The organism is Sphingobacterium sp. BIGb0116, from assembly GCF_024808035.1.
In the GTDB taxonomy this organism is placed as follows: Bacteria; Bacteroidota; Bacteroidia; order Sphingobacteriales; family Sphingobacteriaceae; genus Sphingobacterium; species Sphingobacterium paramultivorum.
This window is the reverse complement of the sequence record NZ_JANUDT010000005.1, coordinates 104471-121287: the sequence shown is the minus strand read 5'-3', so window position 1 is coordinate 121287 and position 16817 is coordinate 104471. Positions and strand designations below refer to the sequence as shown.

At 39.0% G+C, this 16817-nt stretch carries 14 protein-coding genes and 1 tRNA gene; 1 reads left to right on the top strand and 14 read right to left on the bottom strand.

Annotated features, from left to right (window positions below; all coding sequences use genetic code 11):
* Positions 1–297: 297 nt before the first annotated feature.
* Entirely contained in the window at positions 298–1521 is a 1224-nt protein-coding gene (locus tag M2419_RS13535) for a M1 family aminopeptidase (protein ID WP_182332749.1), read from the top strand.
* Positions 1522–1776: 255 nt separating this feature from the next.
* Here the strand turns inward: M2419_RS13535 and M2419_RS13530 are convergent.
* From M2419_RS13530 to M2419_RS13465, 14 genes are all read right to left on the bottom strand, one after another.
* Positions 1777–1848, bottom strand: a tRNA-Arg gene (locus M2419_RS13530).
* Positions 1849–2049: 201 nt separating this feature from the next.
* Positions 2050–3339 carry a phenylacetate--CoA ligase family protein gene (locus M2419_RS13525; protein WP_153847424.1) on the bottom strand — a complete coding sequence of 430 codons (1290 nt, stop codon included), beginning with the start codon at positions 3337–3339 and terminating at the stop codon, positions 2050–2052.
* Entirely contained in the window at positions 3336–5003 is a 1668-nt protein-coding gene (locus tag M2419_RS13520; RefSeq protein ID WP_227550285.1) for a C45 family autoproteolytic acyltransferase/hydolase, read from the bottom strand. The genes M2419_RS13525 and M2419_RS13520 overlap by 4 nt, the downstream gene beginning before the upstream one ends.
* Entirely contained in the window at positions 4957–6498 is a 1542-nt protein-coding gene (locus tag M2419_RS13515) for an NAD(P)/FAD-dependent oxidoreductase (protein WP_159728744.1), read from the bottom strand. Before M2419_RS13515 ends, M2419_RS13520 begins: the two co-directional genes overlap by 47 nt.
* Complete coding sequence (locus M2419_RS13510) at positions 6491–10117, bottom strand: 1-acyl-sn-glycerol-3-phosphate acyltransferase (protein WP_259255249.1); 3627 nt, start codon at positions 10115–10117, stop codon at positions 6491–6493. The genes M2419_RS13515 and M2419_RS13510 overlap by 8 nt, the downstream gene beginning before the upstream one ends.
* Position 10118: 1 nt before the next feature.
* Entirely contained in the window at positions 10119–11291 is a 1173-nt protein-coding gene (locus tag M2419_RS13505; protein ID WP_259255248.1) for a DUF2062 domain-containing protein, read from the bottom strand.
* Between the two features lie 2 nt (positions 11292–11293).
* Positions 11294–11671, bottom strand: coding sequence for a hypothetical protein (locus M2419_RS13500; RefSeq protein ID WP_259255247.1), 378 nt, complete (start codon positions 11669–11671; stop codon positions 11294–11296).
* A gap of 132 nt (positions 11672–11803) precedes the next feature.
* Positions 11804–12415, bottom strand: a complete 612-nt coding sequence (locus tag M2419_RS13495) for a hypothetical protein (RefSeq protein WP_153847430.1) — start codon at positions 12413–12415, stop codon at positions 11804–11806.
* A complete protein-coding gene (locus M2419_RS13490; RefSeq protein WP_153847431.1) occupies positions 12396–13028 on the bottom strand; it encodes an outer membrane lipoprotein carrier protein LolA in 633 nt (210 codons plus the stop codon). The genes M2419_RS13495 and M2419_RS13490 overlap by 20 nt, the downstream gene beginning before the upstream one ends.
* Positions 13018–13761: a polysaccharide deacetylase family protein gene (locus M2419_RS13485; RefSeq protein WP_194932911.1), complete on the bottom strand. Its 744-nt coding sequence runs from the start codon at positions 13759–13761 to the stop codon at positions 13018–13020. The genes M2419_RS13490 and M2419_RS13485 overlap by 11 nt, the downstream gene beginning before the upstream one ends.
* Positions 13762–13781: 20 nt before the next feature.
* A complete protein-coding gene (locus M2419_RS13480) occupies positions 13782–14777 on the bottom strand; it encodes a beta-ketoacyl synthase chain length factor (protein WP_159728734.1) in 996 nt (331 codons plus the stop codon).
* On the bottom strand, positions 14770–15951 hold the full coding sequence (locus M2419_RS13475; protein ID WP_259255246.1) for a beta-ketoacyl-[acyl-carrier-protein] synthase family protein: 1182 nt from the start codon (positions 15949–15951) through the stop codon (positions 14770–14772). The genes M2419_RS13480 and M2419_RS13475 overlap by 8 nt, the downstream gene beginning before the upstream one ends.
* A gap of 3 nt (positions 15952–15954) precedes the next feature.
* A complete protein-coding gene (locus tag M2419_RS13470; protein ID WP_075991965.1) occupies positions 15955–16212 on the bottom strand; it encodes a phosphopantetheine-binding protein in 258 nt (85 codons plus the stop codon).
* A gap of 3 nt (positions 16213–16215) precedes the next feature.
* Complete coding sequence (locus tag M2419_RS13465) at positions 16216–16815, bottom strand: 3-oxoacyl-ACP synthase (protein ID WP_145328533.1); 600 nt, start codon at positions 16813–16815, stop codon at positions 16216–16218.
* Positions 16816–16817: the final 2 nt, after the last annotated feature.

Below are 16817 nucleotides of genomic sequence, written 5' to 3'. Positions count from 1 at the left end.
TTGTTTTGTTTGTCTAATCCTTAAAGATAGGAGAAACATTATAAAAATCACATATCTGTATAAATCTAATGTAATGAATACTCTTTCATAATTGTCTTTTATACGTCTGCCTTCTGCTTTTTGAACGGAAAAAAGGAACAATCAAGAGGTTTCGGTCGGGTATAATTTTTCGCATGCTGAGAATCTATATAAATGGAAACATCTTGATTTAACAGTTAGCTGATTCATTTATCGTTATAGGCAGAACGGATTATTTATATTTAAGTATTAACTCATTATAATTATGAATCAAAACTTATGTCAAATACTTTAAAATTAAAAAATGTCATGTCAATAATGTGCATGCTAATTAGCAATTTAGTAAATGGGCAAAAGATAACACATTATGAGGGAAGTGTATATTTAGATTCTCTGAAAATCATTAATGCATCTTTCAAGATTAAATATTTGAATACCGGAACCAATGATATTCAATTCTATATCAATAAAAATTCAGAGATAAGGAGCCTCGATTATGGAAACAAAGCTATAAAATATGAGATATTAGAAGTTATAGAAGACTTAAAAAAGGTTTCCATTCAAAACGGTTTTCCTTCGAAATTTGATCTCTATATTTCCTACTCATACCCGCTGGACAGGATTGAGAACAAGGTATTTGCATATAATCCCAATTGGATCGAATTGAGCCTCTACACAGGTTGGTTTCCGGTCAATATCGAAGATAAGAACTATTCGTATCGACTGGAATTTAGTGTTCCGAAGAATTATGAAATTATTGGTAACGGTGACATCAAAGAAGAAAGCCAGAATACGATAATCGTTAACAACAACAATCACTTTGACATACCTCTTGTCTTATCCAATAGATTCCAGCGTTTCAAATCGTACAATACGAAAATCAAATTTTTCTCGGTACAGCTTTCATCTGAAAAAATAAGAGAAATCAAAGAGTCATCTTCTGCAATGTACAATTTCTATCAAAGTAATTACGGAAACAGTCTTACGGAAAGCTTAGTCATTACCGTAAATCCCTTTGAGCACGATATGTCTTATGCAAGGCGCGGATTCATTTCTTTGTCCTTATTGGATGGATATGGTCTGATTGATAAAAAAGTACTTGCTCATGAGATTGCACATCTGTGGTGGCAGAATGCTAAAACAGGGGTATGGGAAGACTGGCTTAATGAATCTTTTGCCGAATATTCTACATTGAAATGGTTAGAAAAGACATTTTCACCTGAGATCTTTGCAAAACAATTGAGAAAATATGAAGAAGCCTATAAAAAAACGACCAAAATTTCTCAGACAAAGACAGGAGATAGTAACTGGCATTCGGTTGCTTATTATAAAGGGCCTTATATCCTATATCAATTGGAGAAGAATATAGGAGAAGAAAAAATGTTGAAATTTATGAGAATGGTGCACGAAAATAAGATCTCAACGACGGAGAAACTTATTGATGTATTGGTAGGATTTGCTGATGAAAGGGCACTGAATCAATTCAGAAGCGAAATCTATTAAAGAATATATCTCAAATCTTTTATATTGTGGGTCAGATATTACATTGTCAATCTATATAGCCAGTACCGAATCCCTAAAGAGAAATCGAACTCTACAAAGGGGGAAAGAGATGCTGTAAACCTGATTTTTTTAAGTGATTGGTAACCAAAAGGCTAAATAATTTTATTGAAAATTTTGAACACTAAATGGATATGCTTTAATGGTGTTTTTATGTGCATAAAAAAGGAGACAACTTCTATGAAGTGTCTCCTTTTGTGTCCCCGACGAGATTCGAACTCATATCGTCAGAACCGGAATCTGAAATTCTATCCATTGAACTACGGGGACGTGTCGCAAAGATATACTATTTTCTAGATCTTACAAATAATCTTTGCGATAAAATTCAATCTTTTAGCAGACTATTTTTAATGCCTTTTGTCGTCAGCATTTTTATGTTTCACACTCGTCAATTCTCTGTTTTTTTACACTGGGGCTAATGATTTGTATATGAATGCTTAGCATTCGGATGGTAGTACTGTGGGCTACTTACTATTCCCTTTTATCCACCAGATAAATGGGTTTTCTGCTGAGCGGATTATAAATCCGGCTGATCAAAATTTCTTCGCGTTCGAACTCCACATTGGGAATTACGCGCAGTTTCGCCTGAAAACTATCTTTAATTTCTTTTAATAATGCGCTGTTTTGTTGTTTGGAGGATATTAAAATCCGAATGTCGTCTGTACCGACCGCGGTGCTGGAGATCTCGATCTGATAATGTTCAATTGCGGTGTAGCTGGCCAATACATCAAACATAGCCGGGGGAAACAGCGTCGTCCCCTTATACTTAATCATCTGCTGTTTCCGGCCTTCAACAGGGCCTATTCTATAGGAGTTCCGACCACATGTACAAGGGTCAGCATGTCGTCTGACCATATCGCCAGTTTTATAGCGCAAAAGGGGCATAGCCTCTATTCCTAAGGTTGTGACAACTAATTCTCCCAGTTGACCATCGGGTACAGGATGGTCATTATCGTCCAATATTTCGGTAATGATTAATGCTGGATGTTGGTGACCACCGGCAAAAGCTTCACATTCTGTGAATGCTGAGCTCATTTCGGTGGAGGCATAAGTGGAGTAGAGGGCAATATTCCATTTTTCCTGAATTCGTTTTGCCAGTTGGTTGTTCTGCAGTTCAGCAGTTCTGAGATTTTCACCGATACAAATGGCGACCTTTACAGAGCTGCTGTTGTAGTCTATGTTATGTTCTTCGGCATAAGCAATCATTTTGAGCAGGAAGGAGGGGACGACAACAAGAAATTTGGGTTTAAACTGCTGGATTGAATCCCATTGCATTTGTGGTATGCCAGCCCCAATACGAAGGATTCCGGCTCCAATTTTACGGAGTCCAAGAAAGTAAGCTAATCCCGCCATAAAACGACGATCCAGGGTCGTCATAATTTGTACCCGGTCGCCTTTTTTAATACCTACCCGTTGGAAGGAAATCATCTCATTATAAGCGAGACGCTCCAGATCCGCGTCTGTTAATCCAAATACAACAGGTGTCCCCAGTGTACCGGAAGTTGTGGAGAAGTCGACAATCTCCTCTTCGGGGACGCACAGAAAATCCCAGTTAAACTGCTGCAGCTGTTCTTTGGAAGTCGTCGGCAGAAGGGGGAGATCCTGAACACCGCGGATGCGTTGTAAGTCAACTCCTTCACGTTGAAAAAGACTTTTGTAGTAAGTTGAATGTGTATTCAAATAGTTTAACACATATCTTAGCTTTTCATCTTGATAATGGGTTATTTCTTCAAGACTGGCTTGTTCTATCGTTGGGATCATCGATTATCTCCTTTCTTCTCAATTTTATGAATATATGAGGCAATGTTTTTGCGGTCAACCAAAGTGGTCACTTCGCAGGAGTCGGCCTGTTGCAATTGCTTTAGTGCTTCTTCATAGCGCTTTTGCTCAAAATAATACGTTCCTCTCTTGTAATAGACTGCCCAAAACAGGGGATTGAGCTTTTGATATTCCTGCCATTCCGATTCAGTAATTTCTTGGTCAGACTTCAGTTTGTGGTCTATTATTCGATCTCGTTTACGATATTCCTCATAATCGCGGTAGGCTTTACTATTTAAAAACGTATCTTGAGGAATATTCAATGCTGTATTGGCCAATGTAGAAGCTGGTTGATGTGCCTTGTTGTCGAAGATTTTATTTAAATCATAACAGACAAATTCCCCAAGCTGATAGGGGTTGGCTGAGATCCATACAAGGCGTTTTTTTGGTTGGAAAATGACGCCATGATGAGCCAAGAGCTGATTTAAGGCCTTTTCATTGCCATAGCCTATTTCCTTATTTTTTAGTCCATTGCGATCTCTTAGTATAGCCGCAACTTTAGGGGCTGTAAGCTTATCCTGCTGTTGCAACTGCTCTGTCAGCAGTTGGTGTCGATAAACACTGTGGCTTTCTTCAATCTGTTTTTGATTGCGCTTATCGGATTGATAGGTACTGCTCTGAAAATGATTTGTGCATAGCAGGTAATTTGCATTGTCTGATTCAAAAACAGCAAATTTATGTGGCGACATCTCAATTAAGATGGCACGGCCTTCATCTGCAGAACCGATCATAAGTGATTCTGAAATAAAAATAGGATGTTTTTTTGCAATGGCGATGGCTTCCTTAAAATTTCGGGCATATTGGAGTATTTCTCGTGCAACAATAGATATAGGCGTTTTAGCAGCCCAGGGAATAGATGATTTTCCTGCATTGAGTGTGACTGTCAGGCCAGCACTGTTCATACCGGAGACGACACCAATCATGCCTGCCCAGCCCACGGAAAGAAATGAATAACCCGAATCGGGTTTCACAATAGTGATTAATTTGTTCTGACTAAAATCGTCGCCCGCATAAAAGTCAAAATTTCGCCCGATAATAAGTTCGCCATCCGCAGATTTTGGTCCCCATGCCGCTAAGGAAGAACAGCCAACCAAAGCGAGGTCCTGGAAAGCATGACCCAAGTCATGGGCCCCATGAAGAAAAAGATTTCGCTGATAGGGATCCATAAGGGAGTCGTAGCGGGGAGAAGCATACCGTGATAATCCAAAAATCTCTTTTCTATACGCTATCGGGATATATTTATGGATGTTTCGATTATAGACTTTAGTCAATTTCATCATCCATTTCTGCTTGCGCTGAGAAGGGATAAACTCTTGAATTTTAGAAAAGAAAGCCTTCTCTTGATAGGCATAAAGCGATTGTGTCAGTATACCCGTTTTTAATCCGAGTTCCATCGGGTTACCGCTGACGTAGAGTTCCCATAAACCTTGTGCGTTATGAAATAGGAAGTTACTGCCTATGCTGAGATAATTGTCCGTAGAGTCGGTCAACCTTAATGTCGGAATCGTCTGCTGTTCGAATTTAGCTTTTTCTTTCAGGGCGCCATTTAGCGCACAAGAGCTAAATAGTGATGCTATCCAAATCGCCAACCAATACTTTTTCATCATTCTCTTTAAATAGATCATCTTCAAATTCTTTTCCAAGCATCATTAAGCAACAGGAGAAGGCTGTAATTGTAACCCCCAATACACCGTGCATCTTGACATTTTGGCCTGTCAGAAACAAGTTCTTAACTTTTGTCTTCGTGGAAATTAAGCTATTCAACGGATGCTTGTATTCTTTCAAATAGCCATACATATTACCTTCCTCGGCCCCGATAAAATCACGGTAGCTTAATGGACTGGACGTGTGAACAGATCGAGCGGCAGCTTTAATATTCGGAAACAATTGTTGGAGTTCTTCGATAATTTCTGCAGCCTTCGCAGCTTTAAAGGCTTCATACTCTTCACCACGGCTACTTAACTGCTGGATAATGGACCGATTGAAAGTCTCATTCCACTGTTGCACTTCGTCCGCAGTCATATAACACATCACGGTCATCGTGCTACAATAGCGTTGATTTTCGCTGTTACAGCTCATGGAAACGACTAAGGGAGATTGCTCCTGATTATACCAAACGGAAGCGATGTTTTTATAATGGTAAATATTATAATTTTGATAGGGGATATAACCTTCTTTACAAACAATGTAAACGGAAAAAACCGAAGGGCTCAACGGTAAGCCTTGTATACGCTTGACATAAGCTTGCTTTTGAAATCTTTCAGGCAGCATGGCAAAGGTATGCCGGAGATTGATATTCGAAACAAATTCCTTTGCATAAATCAGCTCCTGGTCATCGGTGCGTACTGCTTTGATCAGCTGATCGTCCATTTCTACAGCAATGACTTCTTTATTTTTGATGATGTCACCACCATATTTGCGCAATTGGCGGATCAATAACTTGGCAATTTGGCTACCGCCGTTTACACAACGCCAAGCGGACTGAATATAGGAGTTTATGGTAAGCGCATGTACATAGAGTGGTGTACTTTCTGCTTTGGCAACATAAAGGAAGTTCGAACCGACGAGTACAGCCTTAAGGAGTTCGTTATCGGTCAAATCGTCTAAAAAAGACTTCAATGAAATACCGAGTACAGCCTCATTGAATCCAAAACTTTTGCGGAGATTATACATGGGAAATGAATTACAGATGTCCTGTATCTTCTCACAATATACGGTTAAGGCCTGCTTTTCTTCAGGAAAGTAATGCAGCAATTGCTGCACAAAATTTTCATATCCTTGTGCATGTGGATAATTGATCGGATTTCCATCAAATGAAATTCGATCATATTCATCGATTCCCATGCGTTGGATCGATAGATCCTTCATAATCCCCAAATACTCAAAATATTTATACAGATTTTCACCTTCACCCAAACCACCAATGTAATGTACCCCTGTGTCTAAGATTTCTTTGTCTCGCACAAAAGTCTGCAGATTGCCACCATATTGATTGTTTTTTTCAATGACACATACTTTGCGTCCAAATTTAGCAAGGAGAACTGCGGTAACAAGGCCTCCTAGCCCTGAACCAATGATGACGCTATCGTAGACTTTATCCATTCGTTCTTCTTTTTAATACGCAACTGTATTGATCTTTAAATACTTCTTCAAAACCAATGTAATGCGGCTTTTCTAGGAAATCATAACATACAATAGTATGTATCGAATCGCTGATTTCAACCTTTTCATCGTTACTGCCCCAGATCAGTACATCGAAACGCAATGTGGTTTCGGTCGGCTGATTTAGATAAGTCAATTTACGTTTATGCTTTAGATACGTATTGGCCGCAATAGCACGTTTTTCGGGATCACGGATATAAGTCTCTACCTGTCGCTGCGCCTGTTGCATGGTCAACAAAAAATCAATATGACCAAAATCGTTTCCAATATGCAAAATTTTTGCATTTGCTGCAATGAAATTATTCCAGGTTGTATAAGACTCTTGATGAAGGTCAAAATCATTTAGGCTTAATTTTTCGATTTCCGTTTCTTTATACCGATAGTTTAAGCTTATTTTTTCTCTAAAGTAAGTCGGACCCTCAAATTGCTTTCTGATATCAGCGAACTGTTGTTTGAATAAGCGACTGATCGTTTTACAGCGTGCAGAATAATTGTCCCCAAACTGTTGGTCGGTAGGTCGAATTCTTTCGCCTATGACCGTACTGAGTGTTCCATCATAAATAACAAAATCTCCTTTTGGACAAACATTGGCAGCACCGTGTATATAAATAGGGAGTATATCCAACTGCAGCTGTTCGGCAATATAGAATGCGCCTTTGTGAAATCGTTGTACATCATTTGTTGCCGATCGCGTTCCTTCTGGAAAAATCGCAATCGAATACCCTGCATCGATACGTTGCTTTAAGATGTTTTTCGATTTTTCTAAATCGTCGTCGAGCATTAAAAAGCCTGCACGCCTAACCACACGACCAAAGACCGGTGATTTGTAGACCCATTCGTTCGTAACAAATACGCACTTTGGCAATAAACGCCCAATAAGAAGTGTATCTAATAGCGAATTGTGATTGGCTATAATAATCGCGGGTTTTTTGAAGTCTTCGTCGTGCGCGTTGAATTGCTGTTTCTTGACAAAAGGGTTGGACTTCAATACAGAGTCTCCAAAACGAGACATTACGCGTGTCATCCAAGCTCTATTAGAGATCAAACTAAAGAGAAGGCCTGAAAGCATACTTCCGATGATATAGTAGCTGAACGAAAACGCTGAAATCAAGCGCAGACGCAAACTAAGCGGAGATAAGCCTTGGGAAGGCCTGCGGCGAAATACAAACCTAAAAACGAGCGGGTAAAGAACAAAAGTGTTTAAAACCGCTGCTGTAACACCGAGTAGGGAAACTGCTGAAATGGACCTTAATGCCGGGTGTTTAGCGAAAATTAAGGCACCGATGGCTAAAATTGTCGTTAATACGGCAAGCAGAATAGACGTGCGGTACGTAGGCATTTCATCTTTGCCGGTACTGTATTCTTTTTGTAGGGCTGCGGTCATAAATATGGCAAAGTCTACACCGTGACTGAATACCAGTGTGCAGACAATGGTACTGAAAATATTAAATTCGAGGTGAAACAGGCCCATGAGGCCCCCCGTAACCAAGCCTGTTAACACAATAGGTACCATGCTTATCAATGTCAGCTCGATGCGGCGAAATGACAACCAAAGAATAACAAATATGGCTACAAAGCTATAATTGACCAAGGTGTTGAAGTCATTGACCAGCTGTCCCAAAAAGGTTTCATTCATTTCTTTGCGATCAATGACAACGGTGCTGCCATTATTGAACTGCTTAATCAATTTTTCCCGGTTTCCTTCTGCCGTTTTTACAATGGTATTTGCGGTGAAAAAGCCATCTTTGGAACTGATATACTCGCTTAATATTCCATTGTTGAGTTTCTGATAATCATCCCATGTGACTGTCGAAAATTTTTGATCCAAAAGAGAGAAGAAAGCTTGATAAGCAGTTGGTTTGAAACCAAAAGCAGCGCTCGAACGGATAAGATTCTCCCGGATTTCCGTTTTACGGACATCTGTCCAAAAGGAATTCCACTGGGCAATTTTCGCCTCCTGATCTTTTTTCGATAGGACAATTTCACCAATGGAATTGATAGCGATCATACCTGTATCTTGTTGTAATCTGTTATACAATACAGAATTAGCTGAAAGAACCTTGTCGATATTGTTACCATAGTTTATCAGAAATAGCGACTTGTTTTGCTGTTGTGCTGAATTTTCAAGTTTGTATTCGGCTTCTTGCAGTTCTTTTGGGAAGAAATTTAGTGCAGATAAATCTTTGTTGAATCCGACTTTCCAAAAGGTAAACAAGCTCACTATTAACAATAGGTAGCTGAATATTTGTAAGGGTTTATTCCGTTCAAAACTAAATGCGGAAATCCGATCGATGAGATGGTTTTTATCATCCGAGGTTTTTATATTCGGTTTATAGATATGAGGGATAAGAATCAAAGAGAATATTCCCGAGAATAGGATGGCAATGAACGCAAATATTCCCAAATCTTTTAAGGCCTCCGAATTGACAAAGAGTAGGCAAAGAAAAGAAACGGCTGTAGTGCCCGCACTCATCAAGATTGGCTTAGTGATTTCTTTATAGAGGTGTTTGATATCCTGAGTTTGCTTGAAATGCGTCATGATATGCAGTGCATAGTCAATGGTAATGCCAATTAATACTGCAGCAATGGAGATTGAAATAGCAGATATTGTGCCCCGCAGAAAGTAAAGAAATGCGAGTGCTAGTAAAGCCCCAAAAAGCGAGGGAATAAAGATGATGACCGGAATTTGCACTTTCTTGTAAAAGAGAATCAAAATAAGCATCAATAAACTCATCGAGATAAGGATGGTCGTTTGGATATCTGTTTTGATTTGCTTTGCATTGGCGACAGCAACCAAAGATGATCCGAAGTAGCTAAGTTTTGTTTTTTTTAAGTAGACCTCGTTTAACTCACTTTTCATTTTGTCAAGCCTGTCGACGAAAATCACATTATGCGCTGTTTCCGAGCCTGAATATTTGGGATTAATAAACAATAACAGCTTGCTTGAATCTTTTGTAATAATGTAGCCATTGTAAAGTTGAAAATCGCCGGCAATACTGAGCTTTTGGAATTTTTTAAGCGCCATAAAGCCAATCCCTAGGGGATCTCGTTGTATAAAAGATTTTGCAACGATACTCGTAGGCGAAATTAATGCAGCATAATTGGCTTCAACTACTTGTGCTATGCTATCACTTGGCAGGTGGCTTGCTATGGTTTTGTAATCGTTCTCGTCCAATAATGTCGGCAAATACTGGTAAACAAACAGCATGGTACTTTCCATTTCCGCATCACTAATTTGCCCTTGTATGCTATGATAGTAGGGGGCAAGCGATACGATGCTATCGGAAAAGGAATTAGCCATTTCAACCATATCGTCAATTGAAGCATCTTTTTCCCGTTCAATAATGACACTTATTTTATCCGAAAATTTAAGTTGGGTCAATATTTTGGCAACCTCATTTGTCCGTTCATTTTGAGGTATAATCCGTGTAATATCTTCTTCAAATTTTAGTTTTAGCGCGAAATATCCTGTTGCGACCAAAAAGAGCAGGGCAACTAACCAGGCGATATAAGGTTTCTTCTTGAAAAATAGATAAAGCTGATAAAAATAATGCTGCATATTAACGTCGTTGATTAAACCGCAATAGTGTAAAAGAGGAAAGTCCAAACAGGACTGCAGCCACTAAAGCCAAAGCGAGACTACCCAGTACATATTGTAAAAAATGTTCGGATATAGCTTGAAAATCGATGTGGCTATAATCCAACAAAGGTTTAGCACTGGATATAAATAACTTTCCTGTTTGTATCGATCCCCAAATAATCAATGGGATCATAGGGGGGATACTGACATTTGAAAAGGCAAAACAAAGACCTTTATTAAGCCTAAAGACAGAGGCGAGAAAAATTGATAAAAAAGACTGAAATCCCCACAAGGGGGCAATCCCAATAAACACACCCAATGCAATCGAAATGGATTTAATAAAATCCGAATCGTGTGTTCCTAGAATATCTTCTTTTAGAAAATCCTTAAAGCTTTTTTTTTTGAAACTTCGAAAAGCGTCTCTTGGAAATATATAGAGTAGACTAATCAAAACTAAGAAGGTGTTAAGGATGCTAATTCGTGTGAAGTCCTTAAATGGTCTAAAATGCGAAACTCGCTCTATCGGATCGTAAAGTATCTTGATCGGTACATTCTTCACGGCAATGTCTTTCCATGCTGAGCGTACAATTACTTCAATTTCTAGCTCGAATTTGTTGGTATATAGTTTTTTAGGTATGCGGTCAAGAGGGTAAAGTCTGTATCCTGATTGCGTGTCAGCAAGTTTTATCCCTGTTTCAAACCAAAACCAAAAATTGGAAAACTTATTACCGAAACTGCTTTTTTTGGGTATGCCGGCTTGATCCATTTGGCGCTCACCAATCAATAAAATATTTCCGTCACTTTGGTTGAGTGCGTCTATAAAAGTTGGAATGTCATCGGGAAAATGTTGCCCATCCGAATCGATGGTGATTGCATACTGAAATCCCTGTTTTCTTGCCGTATCAAACCCTATTCGTAAAGCTTTGCCCTTACCTGAATTCTTTTCCAGGTGCAGCACTGTAATGGAAGGGTAATTTGCTAAAATCTCTGCTGTTGCATCCGTCGAACCATCATTGACTACAATAACCTGTGTGGTATTGGCCAAAACCCCATCTAACACTCTTTTTAGCGTTTTAGCATTGTTGTAGGTGGGTATGAGTACACATACAGCTGTAGGAATAACAGATTGGCTGAAGCTTGGCGAATTGATCATGGTTATACAACAGGATAAGTGCGGCAAAAATTGAGTTCCATTTTAAGTGCAAGGGTATCATCGAAAGAACAATTGGCCTTGATCTGTATGGTTTCGGTTTCTTGAACCGCCAATTCCAATGTCAGGATGGGATGAACGGAAGGATCTATAATGGCATAAAAACGAATGTTTTTGGCAGACCGCATTCGGAGTTTTGCCTGCAGTAAATCTTCGGTTATATTTTTTATGATCTGTAACATACATACACCTGGTGTTACTGGTCGCCCCGGAAAATGCCCGTTAAAAATCGGATGATCGGGATGAATACCTATCTCAGTTAAATATTTCCCATCTTCACGTACCTGACTATTGTGTATCGTATAAAAGTCTGTTAAAACCATGTTTCAAACTTAGATAAATTACCTTTTATATGCAATATAATAGCATAGCATAATAAAAGTAATTGAAGAACTTAATATAGCGGAAATACGGCTTTGTTTATTTTTTATATATAGTCTTATGTATCATGTCGCTTAAAATGGAATATTTACAAAATCCATTTTTAGCTTGATACCATGATGTTTTATATTAAAGCTGTCAAGTTTCCCCAGAGAATCTGGTTTGAATTGAATTTCAAAAGCTGTTTTGTACTTGGATGCCATTTCGATTTTGGTTAAGGTGCCTTGGTCATCTATCTTAAGAAAATATCGTTTGCCGTTATAGATACTTAAAAATTGATTGGCTATTGAGTTTTGATAATCAGCTCTATAAGTTGTTTGTGTTAAAGCTCTGAAATCCCTCACTAAGGTGTGAAGGATTATCTTTCTGTCGAGATCTTGCATGACATAATTGACCAAATGTTGGTCTTTGGAAATCGTTATATCAAATAAGGTATTCCCCAGATCAGAGGTAAGTACAATACGATGATCGTCCTGACTGATTCTTTTGGCAACAAACATTCCTGTCATCTCTTTTCCATAAAAGCGAATTGTAGCCCGATATAAGCGCTCTTCATTTAACCTGGCAAAATAGGGGTTTTGAACAAGAGTGTCGATTGCACCATAGTTTTGTTTACCATTTGGGTAGTAAACCTTACATCCTGTCAGAAGAACTAAAAGTAACAGACTAAAAACTGAATAACGCATCGCTGATTGGTTGGTTGATCTGCTTGTTTTTGAAAACTATTTTTGTATAATCTTTAGACGGTTCTATCAACTGGACTTCCGAAACTGTAGATTGTTGATCATTAAAATACAATACGATCGTTTGAATATAAGCCGATAGCTCTTTTGTTTTAGGTGAAAGCTTCGCTATGCGTTGATTTCGATTTTTGTGAAAGGTGATCGTAAAGTCGTCGGCAGCAAAAAGATCTCCACTAATGCTGCCAATAATCATTTTATTGATTTTCTCGAACTTTTTATTGTTGCCAAGGTCGACCTTATTTTTTTTACCTTGATCATTTACCAATACTTTATTGTCTTTAAAAAGAATAGCATATTGGATCGGTGTATTGTATTTCCAAAGCAGCTTGTTTGGATTTTTCAATAACATGGATCCACTGGAGGTAATCTCTTTAGAAAGAAAATCCAAGTGCTTATATTGGACAAAATCTGTTTTTAAGGTTTTTATTTTTTGTGCTTCCGCTACGACGGTTTGTTTAAAACTAATTATTTCAGCGCTTGACATAGCTGTTTCTTGTGCTTTGGTCAGCGCAATGTGAAATACAGAAACAAGGAGTAGAATGAGCTTAGTTTTCATATACTTTTTGATTTAAGAAATCTTCTAAATTTACGGCTTCTAATTTGTTAACCTTTAATGCTATTAATAAACTTTTAACGATATGTACTGTTTTCTCCGATGTATCATGTAAGAGAATGATACTGCCGGGACTTAGTTTTTTTGCAATGCGTGCAAAAATCTGATCTTCAGTTAGACTTAAAGTATCCAAGGAGCGGATGTTCCAACCAATGGATTTCAACTTGCAATCGTGCAATGCTTTTGCAATATGTGGATTGCTGACACCAAATGGAGGCCTGTAAAGCAATACTTTTTTTCCTGTTGCTGTTTCAATGGCATGATTAGCTTCATTTATCTCTGCAACAACTTGTCCGCTTGGCAGAAACCCCATCTTATTGGGATGATTCATGCTATGATTGGCAATGACATGGCCCCTTTCAATAATTTGCTTCGCTATCATGGGATACTTGACTACCTGTGTGCCAATACAAAAAAAGCTGGCTTTTGCTTGATATTGATCCAGTAAGTCTAATATTTCCAAGGTAAAAGGCGTAGGACCGTCATCAAAAGTGATCGCAACTTGCCGCACATTTTTTCTTACGCTTGTTGTCGATTGCATAAAGAAATTTAGGCGGAGATCAAATGCTCCCCAGGAAACTATTCCAACATACAGAATCAGCACAATAATCAAAGGAGAATACAGTTGATCGTTTTTCCAGATGAATACCGTCATCAGAAAAAGGGCAAGACTCACGTATGTTGTGTTTTTAAAATTTAGCATCTCGATAACAGCATTAGACTGTTTTGGTCTCCAAAATTACAAATCAGTACATGTTGAAAAACACCAGTCTTATTTTCAGTTGGACTCTCCATCGATCGAAAGGTTTGATTATCCAATTGCTTTAAAGCCAAATCGAATGCAAATACAATATCTGTGTCAAAGTATCCTACCTGCGATTGATAATTTATTTTAGCTAACTCGTCGAAGGCCTCAGCCTCCATTTCCGATGGGGTTTCCGGCTTTGCCGAACCATAAATGACCAAGTCAAGCTGCTCGGGAGATAGCTTGTTTTTTTTTAGAAATGTAGCTAGTTGAGTTTCTGGCCGTAGCTCTTCTGTTGGATGATAAATTACCATGTCAACCAATTCGCCAAGGGTATGTTGATTCTTTTGATTGGAGAAAATAAAGAAACCGGCACCTTCCGTCTGCGGGATTCCTGTTGTTGTCGGTTGATCTGTTGTATTGGCTATGGTCTCGCTGATGTCGATACTGATGTCTGAAAGTTCGTCAACGGCACCGACCAATAAAGTTTTCCGTTCGTTCAGCACAAGTTGTAGGTAGGCATCAAATACAGTCGATTCAAATGATACACGGCCCTGTGAATAGGTCATATTATAACCTGTATTTTTGATCAAAAGGGCAATTTGACCGGCAACGGTATTGTGCGTCGACTGGATAAATGCAGTCGGTGATAAAAACTCTTCTTGTTGAACAACAATGGACTGTAAGAATTTATCGGAGTCTATTAGACAGCCTTTTCCACTTCCAACGAGGATACCGTCCAGCTCACTGTGATCAATCTGTTGCAGTGCTTCCATAGCACATATAATTCCCATTTTTACAGCTTTGGACATTCGCCTTGCACTGTTGGGCGATAGGATCTTACTGTCTATTTTAGGTAGATCAACCTTGATCCAATTTTCTGGACTATTTGGTAGGCTAAGGTTGTTAACGCATATGCTTGCGGCATTAATATATACTTTATGCATGCGAAAAAATTAAGCTTGAACAATTGCCACCAAATCCAAAGGAATTGCTGAGTACATGCCGGATATACATACGCTGGTGTTCAGCGAGCGGCGGCAACGCAGGCTGTTCCATGATATTTTCAAATCTTAAATTAGCAAAGGCCAGTTGATGCTGAATGGCGAGTAGTGCATATATTGCCTCAATACCAGCTGAAGCTCCCAATGTGTGTCCAGTATATGATTTGGTTGAACTAAAGGGTGGTATCGTATCGTTAAATAATCGCTGTATCGCTGTTGCTTCTGTTCGATCATTATTTTCGGTCGCCGTTCCGTGCGCATTGATGTAATCAATTTCGCTAGGTATCAACTCTGCCATTTTTAGAGCCTCTTGCATAGCGAGATAAGCACCTTCACCGTTATCTGAAGTTGAGGTTTGATGAAAGGCATCATTGGCGTTGCTGAAAGCGTTCAGGTAACCTAATATGGGCTTCTTTGTGTTTTTTAAGGATCTTGTAGATTCAAGTACTAAAAAACCTGCACCTTCACCCAAGTTTAACCCCTTTCTATTGCTGTCAAAGGGGCGATTAAGTTGGTCGGACAGGAGCATTAAGCTGTCAAATCCATTGATTGTAAATTTTGATAGCGCATCCGATCCGCCTACTAAAACCCGATCTGCACGTCCCGAGCGCAAAAGTCGAGCCCCAAAGCCTATGGCATTAGCTGCCGAGGAACATGCTGTACTAATAGCCGTCACATAACCATTTCTGCCCAATATTTTGGCCAATATGGCACTTGAATCCCCAACATCCCGGCGTTGTATGAGTGTGCCGGTCTGTTGTAAATGCGGGAAATGCTGTTCAAAAATATCCATTCCTGCAACGGAAGTCCCCAGAACAATTGGCATATCAGCTGCTGCTGTAATACCAGCCTGAGACATGGCTTCTTTTGCAGCAATTGCGGCAAGTAGGCTGGTTCGGGAACAATAGTGGGGTACTTCAGTACCTAATTTTTCAATTAATGCTTCGTTCGTTAACGACACTTCACCAACAAGCGTGTGATGTTGATGTTTTCCCGAGATATGTTGAAGCGGTTTGATACCATGCTGTTTCTGGAGCAAAGAATGATAGTTTTGCGCGACATTATTTCCAATGGCGGTAATCATGCCCATTCCAGTAACAGCAATAGCATTTTTCATGTTTTATTTCGTTCTATTTTCTGAAATATAGGTTGCCAATGTTTCAATGGATTGAAAAATAGTCTTTCCGATTTTTGGATCAGTGACTTTAATACCATAATCCTTATCCAATAAAACAGTCAGCTCCAATGCATCAATAGAGTCTAGTCCTAGGCCATCTCCAAATAATGGCGCCTGATCTTCAATTTCATCTACAGTGACTTCTTCTAAGTTTAAGGCTTCAATGATTTTCGTTTTTAATTCCGATTTCAACTCTTCCATTCTTTATTGTGTTAGTTGTCTTACGACATTTAAATTATGTGCTACAATGCCTGTTTTTTCCACAAGATACAAAACCAATTTATAGTTTCCTTCCATATAATCGACCCAACCGCATAGTACCTTTTCCACTCTGCTGGAATTTAAGAGGTAATTGCAGTAATTTACTGCAAGTTGACTGTCGAATTGCGCTGAAACAAAAAAGATATTTTCCGTTTGCAGGTTATGCCTAATCGCAATTTCACCCATACAGACATTGGGAAGAGTATATACAAATATAGCAGGACTGGGATAGTACTGCTCCTTGTCTGCGATGGTATTGAGGTGCTTTAAGTCGGTATCAAGGCTACTGTGCCTATTCGACAAGACAATACCGATATTCTTTGTTTTTTCCTCTTTCAATAGTAATTCAGCCCCTAGCCAAGCTAATTTGCTGAGGTTATCCATCTTGAAAAACTTCGGGTAAGTCGTTTCTAGTGAATAGTAAAATGCTTTTGAAAAAGTAGCAAAATCTGAGGATATTGCTGCTGAAATCTGTTCACCATTAACATATACGCCTTGTGTATCGATGCGGCAATGCCTGCTGATTTGATAGTGTTGTTCCATGC

What these genes read in the sequence shown, in the direction of transcription:
- M2419_RS13535 (WP_182332749.1), top strand. Translation starts at nt 298, where the DNA reads ATGTCAAATACTTTAAAATTAAAAAATGTCATGTCAATAATGTGCATG.
- M2419_RS13515 (WP_159728744.1), bottom strand. Translation starts at nt 6,498, where the DNA reads ATGGATAAAGTCTACGATAGCGTCATCATTGGTTCAGGGCTAGGAGGC.
- M2419_RS13520 (WP_227550285.1), bottom strand. Translation starts at nt 5,003, where the DNA reads ATGATGAAAAAGTATTGGTTGGCGATTTGGATAGCATCACTATTTAGC.
- M2419_RS13500 (WP_259255247.1), bottom strand. Translation starts at nt 11,671, where the DNA reads ATGGTTTTAACAGACTTTTATACGATACACAATAGTCAGGTACGTGAA.
- M2419_RS13505 (WP_259255248.1), bottom strand. Translation starts at nt 11,291, where the DNA reads ATGATCAATTCGCCAAGCTTCAGCCAATCTGTTATTCCTACAGCTGTA.
- M2419_RS13480 (WP_159728734.1), bottom strand. Translation starts at nt 14,777, where the DNA reads ATGCATAAAGTATATATTAATGCCGCAAGCATATGCGTTAACAACCTT.
- M2419_RS13475 (WP_259255246.1), bottom strand. Translation starts at nt 15,951, where the DNA reads ATGAAAAATGCTATTGCTGTTACTGGAATGGGCATGATTACCGCCATT.
- M2419_RS13510 (WP_259255249.1), bottom strand. Translation starts at nt 10,117, where the DNA reads ATGCAGCATTATTTTTATCAGCTTTATCTATTTTTCAAGAAGAAACCT.
- M2419_RS13470 (WP_075991965.1), bottom strand. Translation starts at nt 16,212, where the DNA reads ATGGAAGAGTTGAAATCGGAATTAAAAACGAAAATCATTGAAGCCTTA.
- M2419_RS13495 (WP_153847430.1), bottom strand. Translation starts at nt 12,415, where the DNA reads ATGCGTTATTCAGTTTTTAGTCTGTTACTTTTAGTTCTTCTGACAGGA.
- M2419_RS13465 (WP_145328533.1), bottom strand. Translation starts at nt 16,815, where the DNA reads ATGGAACAACACTATCAAATCAGCAGGCATTGCCGCATCGATACACAA.
- M2419_RS13525 (WP_153847424.1), bottom strand. Translation starts at nt 3,339, where the DNA reads ATGATCCCAACGATAGAACAAGCCAGTCTTGAAGAAATAACCCATTAT.
- M2419_RS13490 (WP_153847431.1), bottom strand. Translation starts at nt 13,028, where the DNA reads ATGAAAACTAAGCTCATTCTACTCCTTGTTTCTGTATTTCACATTGCG.